Below are 6,952 nucleotides of genomic sequence, written 5' to 3'. Positions count from 1 at the left end.
TTTTCGGTCCTTGCACGACCTGGAATGTCCCGATCCGTCCCCCGCCGCTGTCCGGCATATTTGAGGTGCCGGTCAGCGGCTCCCTTATCGCATGGGAGCCAAGGATCAGCCTAAGACAAGAGTGTCAGCAGCGGCCGTGCCCGGGGCAAACAGATGAAACGTCCAATCGGTGAAAAACATGATTTCGCCGGCAAGCCGAAGCCTTGCAGCGCGGCATCGCGGCTGGCACCCTCGTGCTCCGCGCTTCATTCACTGCAAACACGCAATCAAGTTGGCGGAGCCGTTCGGACGCGCGGGCCAAATTGCCCATTCACAGAAGGCCGGATACTCTCTCATTGTCGCCGGCTGAACACTTTCATCACTCGTCAGCCACCTCCGGCCTCCTGCTAGGTTCAAGCGCCTAGCGCACCGCACCCGCCCGCCGCTGCATGCTGCCTTATTTTTGGTAGCGCGCGGCAGTAAGGCCCTCCAGTGAGATTTCGGGCGCCCTGCCCAGCACGGTGTCGGCAACCGCACGCCCTGAACCGCAGGCCATCGTCCAGCCCAATGTTCCGTGACCGGTGTTGAGGAACAGATTTTCATACTGTGTCGGCCCCAAGACCGGTGTGCCATCCGGCGTCATGGGCCGCAGGCCGGTCCAGCCTTCCGCGCGCGAGATATCTCCGCCCTTGGGGAACAGATCGGAGATCACATGTTTGACCGTATTGGTGGCATGTGGCCCTAAACGGTTGGAATAGCCCGCAATCTCGGCCTGGCCTGCAACGCGGATGCGGTCGCCCAGCCGTGTGATCGCAACCTTGTGGGTCTCGTCCATTATCGTGGACTGCGGCGCGCAGGCATCGTTTATCACCGGCAAAGTGACGGAATAACCTTTTACGGGATAAACCGGCAGTTTGATCCCGATGGGGTTCAGCACGCCTGCGGCATAGCTGCCCATAGCGCAAACATAGGCATCGCCCGAGATGCGCCCGGCAATCTCGGTATCAACGCCCGCGATCTTGCCGTCCTCGACCGCGATGGATCTGATCGCCTGGCCGTATTGAAACTCGACCCCCATCGCGATGCATTTTTCGGTCAGCGCGATGGTGAACATCCGGCAGTCCCCGGTGCGGTCCGCAGTCAGCCGCAGGCCGCCGACGAATTTATTCCGCACTTCGGCCAGCGCCGGCTCCGCGCCGATACAGCCATCGCGGTCCAGCACTTCGTAGGGAGAGCCGTATTCCGCCAGAACGTCCTGATCGGCCTTCGACGCTTTCAACTGTTTCGCCGTGCGGAAAAGCTGCAAGGTGCCCTGCTGCCGCCCGTCGTACTCGATGCCCGTCTCAGCGATCAGATCCGGCATGACATCGCGCGAATAGCTGGACACCCGCACCATGCGCCCCTTGTTGACGCGGTAGCTTTCCGCGTTGCAGTTGCGCAGCATCTGCGCGCACCATTTCCACATCACCGGGCTGATCAACGGCCAGATAAACAGCGGGCGGCGTTTCATAAACATCCATTTGACGGCTTTCAGCGGAATGCCCGGGGCGGCCCAAGGCGAGGTCATCCCATAACTGAGCTGCCCCGCGTTGGCATAGCTCGTCTCCTGCCCCGGCCCCATCTGGCGGTCGATCACCACGACTTCCGCGCCTTGCTTGGCCAGGTAGTAAGCGGTTGTGATGCCGATGACGCCGGCGCCCATAACGACGATTTTCATAACAATTTCCCTTATAACGCAGGGCCGGGCACCATTGGCACCACACCTGCAGTGAATGTTACTGCTGCCCCTTTTCCCTCCGGAATACGGGGCACAAGTGTTATCGGGTTCGCGCCCCCCTGCACGCCCGGCCCAGGATTGGCGGATCCGCGATTGAAACCGTCATGTGCCATTGATCCCCAGGCTGCGGCCGGCTGGTCGCCGCCGGCATCCGCCGGTGATTTCCGCCTGCACCCCATGAAAGCCCGCCCCTTCGCACAAGCGGTCCGGCGGAACTCTCAGCATGCCATCCGCAAGCCCTTCAGAATGTGGAAATTCATCCACGCTGATCCCGGTGTTCGGGATGCGGCTGGCGGGCCTTCCGATGCGGGGGGAGTTGGGCATGGGGCGTCTCCTCTTGCGGCCTTGCGTGACGTTCGCAGGGCCTAGATCGCAAGCTTGACTCCGCTCACAATCAGTTTGCTGATGGACCCGTCCTCGCACAACAACGGCGCACGTTGGCCCACCCGCATGCCTATCAATGTCGCTCCTAGAAGCGAGGCAACGGGGATCACGCCGCGGATCGGCTCCGGTCCCGCATGATGAACCAGCAACCCGGTCTGTGGTGCTTCGCCATCAACCGTATATGTGACATGGCTTCCACCCACCGCCAAATCACTGCAATGCACATCGGCCATCGGCCGGGCGTTCATCAGTTTGTTTGCCAGCACATAGGACAGCAGGGTCGTCTGCGGCTGCACTGCGGCCGCGCAATCGTCGAGATGCTCTTGCAGCTTCCGGTGATCGGCTTCCGGCAATGCGATCGGTGTGCTGCGCAATCCCCTGAATACGGCCTGGTCAGGACCTCTGGTTTGTGCGGTTTGAAACGGATCGAACATGGCTTCTCCTCGGGCGAAAGCGCCCCGCTTGCGTATCAGAGTAATGAGAAGGCCCCGGGGGATATGGCAGGCGCCGTCGCGCCTAGTCCGCCCGGGGAAGCGGGCGGTTCAGCAGTAGAAATCGCAACAGATCTGCATGTTCCATCATGGGTGGAAATCTATGACCGGGGAAAGCATTCGTCAATCAGTCCCGGAATTATAAGCGCGGCACCGGATTTCGTGAACCAGGCGGTACTGGCTAAAGCGGTCCATTCCGGGCGTGCTGCAGATGACCCCTCTCGCAGGCAATACCGCCTGCTGGGTTGCGAACACATCATCGTGCGCGCCCCAACAGGCGGTCCGTGACGTACCCGAACATCTCGCCAAGCAGCTTGGTGCCGGACGTCTCCGTCAAAACAGCGCGCAGCGCAGCGGTCTCTATTAGGCGGCCGCCGCCGACACCAGGATGCATTGCGTGAAACTGCTGGGTCAACACCTCAGGGGATGCATCTGACCGGCCTATCGCTGAAACAACCGGCATTCAAATTGCCAGAAGCGCAGCGAATACCTCGATCCGGAACGTCAGTTTTTTGCAAGAAGCGCTTCCGGGTTCAGGCCACGCTGTTCGGCACTCGCCCGCACCGCATCCTGCAAGGCGGTGCTTCTTTTCAACAGAGACCGGAACCGTGCAACGTCCAGCACAAGAAGCGTCGTCGGAGCGATCGCGCGGGCTTCGGCACTGCGGGCGTTCTTCGACAGGATGGCCACCTGCCCGAACATTTCGCCCCGGCCCAGCCGCCAGGTCTGACCGGCTGTTTCCAGCTCCACCGCACCGGAGGCAATGAAGAACACATTTTTCACAGTGCCGTCCTTGCGCAAGACGATGCTGCCGGCATTGGCATACCGGGTTTTCAATGCGCGTCCCAGTTGCCGGATTGTCCTGTCGTCCATATCTGCAAACAGGGGAAACTGCCGCACGAGTTCGAGGCGCTGCACGGCAATATCGAGCGGCGGGCGCTCTTCTTCCTGGGCGCGGCGCGCCATCAGGTCCTGCATCAGGTTTGTGTGGACTTCCGCACCGATCAAGCCGTCCTCGCGCATGGCAGTGTATTCCCGCTCCTCAAGCCGAAGGGCGGTGCGGCGGATGAAGCGCCGTTCCAGTTTCTCGGCATAGCCGGGGTATTGCAGCCGAAGACCATCCAGCGCCGTCTCCACCATTTCGATCCGCCGCGCGAGCATTTCGAGCAAAAGGTCTGCAACCCGCCGCCTATGGATACGGCGGATGCGCCCTTCGATGAAGGCATCGAGATCGCGCAGGGTCAGCCGTTGCGACAGCAGCAGCTCGAACCGGTCTGCCGTCAGGCGCACGAGCGGGGCCGACAGCCCCAGCTTGGCGTGAAGCAGCCCTGCCAGCCTGAAGGCGCGGCCATAGGCGACCGACCTGCGCGCGGCCTGCTGATAGCCGTTGCGCCCCTTTGCGCGCGCGCCTTCGATCAACCTGTCAGCATCCAGCAAGGTCTTTTCCGCCATGCGGGCCGAGATCGTGCGTTCGCGGACGCGCTGGATAATCGTGTCCCGTTCGAAACCGGCAAGCGCGATCAGCCCCAGGGTGATCCGGTCGCGTTTAAGAATTTCCTCGCTTTCTTCGGTGGCTTTCACAGCTTCGTCCAGCCGTTCGCCGAACAGCTTGGCCTCGGAGCGCACAACATCGCGGGGCAGAGCGTAATCTTCGGTTGTCCGCGCCACATCCTCCCGGACGGTCTGCAGGGCGACGGCAACCACTTGCCGCGACATCACCTCGTCAATTGGTGACAGGCGGTCAAGCCCCAGCCTGCGGATGACGGTCCGCAGTGTCGTGCCCTGCACCAGCAGCGTGAACAGGGTGAAACCTGTTGCAAGGATACCGACCAGACGCTTGACCTCGACAGGGACGAGCAGGCTTTCGGTGACGGCAAGCGCCAGTGCAAGGGTGACAGCCCCACGCAGCCCGCCCCACAGGATCGCGGTCCGGTAAGCCGGTTCGACAGCGGGCGACACCTTGATCAGCGTCAGCAAGGGCAGCAGCCCGAACAGGATGACCGCACGCGCCGCAATCGCCGCGAGGATTACAACACCGATCAGGACAAAATCGTAGAGCTGAACCGCTTCCAGCAGCCGGGGGATCAGCAATGCCGTTAGGATGAAGATCAGTGCCCCGGCCCAATGAGCCAGCAACCCCCAAACCTCGCCCAGGCTGGTCCACGCCTGGGGCGGCAGGCGCCCCGGCCCGGCCAGGTTAAGTGTCAGGCCTGCGGCAACAACAGCGATCACCCCCGACGCGCCGACAATCTGTTCCGATCCGATATAGGCGAGGTAGGGCAGCGCGGCGGAGACCGAGATCACTGCCAGCTCATGGGCGCTGAACAGCGCCATCATCCAGATCGCGATGCGCGCTGCCAGCCAGCCGGTCAGCGCACCGCCAAGGATCAGAACAGGAAACTGTGCCAGGGCCTCGCCCAGGTCCGGGTCCGGCACCCCCAGCATCACAAAGCCCATGAACAGTCCGAACAGTGCGATGGCTGCGGCGTCGTTCAACAGGCTTTCACCTTCGATGATCCGGGACAGGCGGCGGGGGGCCGAGATCGACCGGAAGATCGAAACCACTGCCGAGGGGTCGGTTGTCGAAACAATTGCACCGACCAGCAGGCAGGCGGCCAAGGGCAGCGCACTTGTCCAGGACAGCGCATATCCAACACCGAGGGTCGCAACGACAACTGCCACGACCGCCAGAACCATGATCGGAACCCAATCGTCCAGCATCCGGCGCAGATTCATCCCCAGCGTTGCCTGAAACAGCAGCGTCGGCAGGAATATGTAGAGAAAGACGTTCGATCTGATCGGCAGGCCAAGGATAGCCTCCGCCACCGGGTTGAGCGCATCGGTCAGTTCGGTGCGAAGGAAAAAGATCGCGCCCGATCCGATGAGGATACCCAACACGGCTAGGATTACGCTGAAGGGCAGACGCAGGCGCGCCGCCAGCGGCTCTGCGGCACCGATCACAAGAAAGAGCGATGCAATCACCGCAGAAATAATAACGATATCCATGAAATTGGATTATCTGAAAACTGCGGAATCAGAAACCGCTCTTAGCAGGCTAAGCTCGCCAATTTCATCGGGGCAAACGGGGCCGCCCTGCGCTGAGGCCAGCAGAGGCGCCACGCAAGACCCCCGGGGGCGTGGCCGCACAGCCCCTCTCCAATCACATCCGCCAAGATGGCCCCGCATTGCACCGGCACAAAGCCCTCCCGGCGCGCAGCGACTTAAAAGAAGTGCTGCAATTTTACAGCCCCGCTCCGGTGACGGCGGGAAAAGCGCTCCCGAATGGCCGGCCGGGCAAGCTATCCATCAGCGGGTGCGCGGACCGCAGGCAATGCCGTTTGCACCAGCGGGTCCAATCCCGTTTCCCCCTTTGCGGCATGGCTGATCAGCTGGCTGCGCATCCGCGGTTCCCAGAAATCATTGATGTGGGCAGCCACATTTTCGGCCTGGCCGCCGCCAGGCTGGGTCTTAAAGAAGGTGGCAATCTGGTTGGCCATCATCACCATTTTCTCAGGCGACATGTTTCTCTCCGTTTTTGATCCGCTCAGGGCAGGAATAAAGGTCAAAGCCGCCGCCGCGGGCAAAGGCGGCGAGTGTAAGATTTGCGCCCTGGGCCAGGCGCAGCGCATGGGCGGTGGGGGCGGAAACAGCAATCAGGCTGCGGGCGCCGGCCATCACGGTTTTCTGCACCATTTCAACCGACACCCGGCTGGTCAGCACCATGGCGCCGGATGCCGGGTCCATCCCAGCACGGGCAAGCGCACCGATCAGCTTATCCAGGGCGTTGTGGCGTCCGACATCCTCCCGGGCGAGGACAATGCCCTGCCCCGGCAACAGGAAGCCCGCCGCATGGGTGGCATGAGTCTGGTCGTGCAGGGGCTGGTGGCTGCGCAGCGCATCAGCCGCCCGGGCAACTTCGGCGGCTGCAAATACCGCACCGCCCAAAGGCAGCACCGGCAGCGGGCGCAGCGCCTGGTCCAGGCTGTCGATACCGCAAAGCCCGCAGCCCACCGGCCCCATCATCGCCCGGCGCCGTGCTTTCAGCGCTGCGGCACGCTCCGGCGGCAGCCAGAAACGGGCCTCGATGCCGCCACCATGCTCGGCGGTTTCGAACTCTGAAATTTCACCCAAATGCCGGACATAGCCCTCGCTAAGGGCAAAGCCCACGGCGAAATCCTCGATATCCTGAGGCGTCGCCATCATCACACCCTGGGTGCTGCCTTCGAAGACCATGGCAACCGGCAGCTCCTCAGGCAGGTTGCGCAGCACCGGGCGCTGCCCGTCGCACCGGACGGACAGGCCAGGCAGGCTTTGGCAGATC

At 62.4% G+C, this 6,952-nt stretch carries 5 protein-coding genes; all 5 read right to left on the bottom strand.

From position 1 onward, the window contains the following. Nucleotides 1–436: 436 nt before the first annotated feature. The 5 genes from VOI29_RS20925 to fdhD all read right to left on the bottom strand — a co-directional run bounded on the left by VOI29_RS20925 (nucleotide 437) and on the right by fdhD (nucleotide 6,951). Complete coding sequence (locus tag VOI29_RS20925; RefSeq protein WP_323783335.1) at nucleotides 437–1,696, bottom strand: D-amino acid dehydrogenase; 1,260 nt, start codon at nucleotides 1,694–1,696, stop codon at nucleotides 437–439. 425 nt (nucleotides 1,697–2,121) lie between these two features. Further along, nucleotides 2,122–2,574 carry a hypothetical protein gene (locus VOI29_RS20920; protein WP_323783332.1) on the bottom strand — a complete coding sequence of 151 codons (453 nt, stop codon included), beginning with the start codon at nucleotides 2,572–2,574 and terminating at the stop codon, nucleotides 2,122–2,124. A gap of 561 nt (nucleotides 2,575–3,135) precedes the next feature. Then, complete coding sequence (locus tag VOI29_RS20915) at nucleotides 3,136–5,637, bottom strand: cation:proton antiporter (protein WP_323783330.1); 2,502 nt, start codon at nucleotides 5,635–5,637, stop codon at nucleotides 3,136–3,138. Nucleotides 5,638–5,930: 293 nt separating this feature from the next. Continuing rightward, entirely contained in the window at nucleotides 5,931–6,152 is a 222-nt protein-coding gene (locus VOI29_RS20910) for a formate dehydrogenase subunit delta (protein WP_323783327.1), read from the bottom strand. Next, nucleotides 6,142–6,951 (bottom strand): formate dehydrogenase accessory sulfurtransferase FdhD, encoded by an 810-nt coding sequence (gene fdhD / locus VOI29_RS20905; RefSeq protein WP_323783323.1) that lies wholly within the window; start codon nucleotides 6,949–6,951, stop codon nucleotides 6,142–6,144. The genes VOI29_RS20910 and fdhD overlap by 11 nt, the downstream gene beginning before the upstream one ends. Between the last annotated feature and the right edge of the window lies 1 nt (nucleotide 6,952).

The sequence above is a fragment of the Leisingera sp. genome, assembly GCF_034669605.1.
Lineage (GTDB): Bacteria > Pseudomonadota > Alphaproteobacteria > Rhodobacterales > Rhodobacteraceae > Leisingera.
This window is presented reverse-complemented; position numbering and strand designations above follow the sequence as displayed.

Excerpts from the sequence above, each read along its gene's own strand:
- VOI29_RS20925 (WP_323783335.1), bottom strand. The coding sequence starts at position 1,696 with ATGAAAATCGTCGTTATGGGCGCCGGCGTCATCGGCATCACAACCGCT.
- VOI29_RS20920 (WP_323783332.1), bottom strand. The coding sequence starts at position 2,574 with ATGTTCGATCCGTTTCAAACCGCACAAACCAGAGGTCCTGACCAGGCC.
- VOI29_RS20915 (WP_323783330.1), bottom strand. The coding sequence starts at position 5,637 with ATGGATATCGTTATTATTTCTGCGGTGATTGCATCGCTCTTTCTTGTG.
- VOI29_RS20910 (WP_323783327.1), bottom strand. The coding sequence starts at position 6,152 with ATGTCGCCTGAGAAAATGGTGATGATGGCCAACCAGATTGCCACCTTC.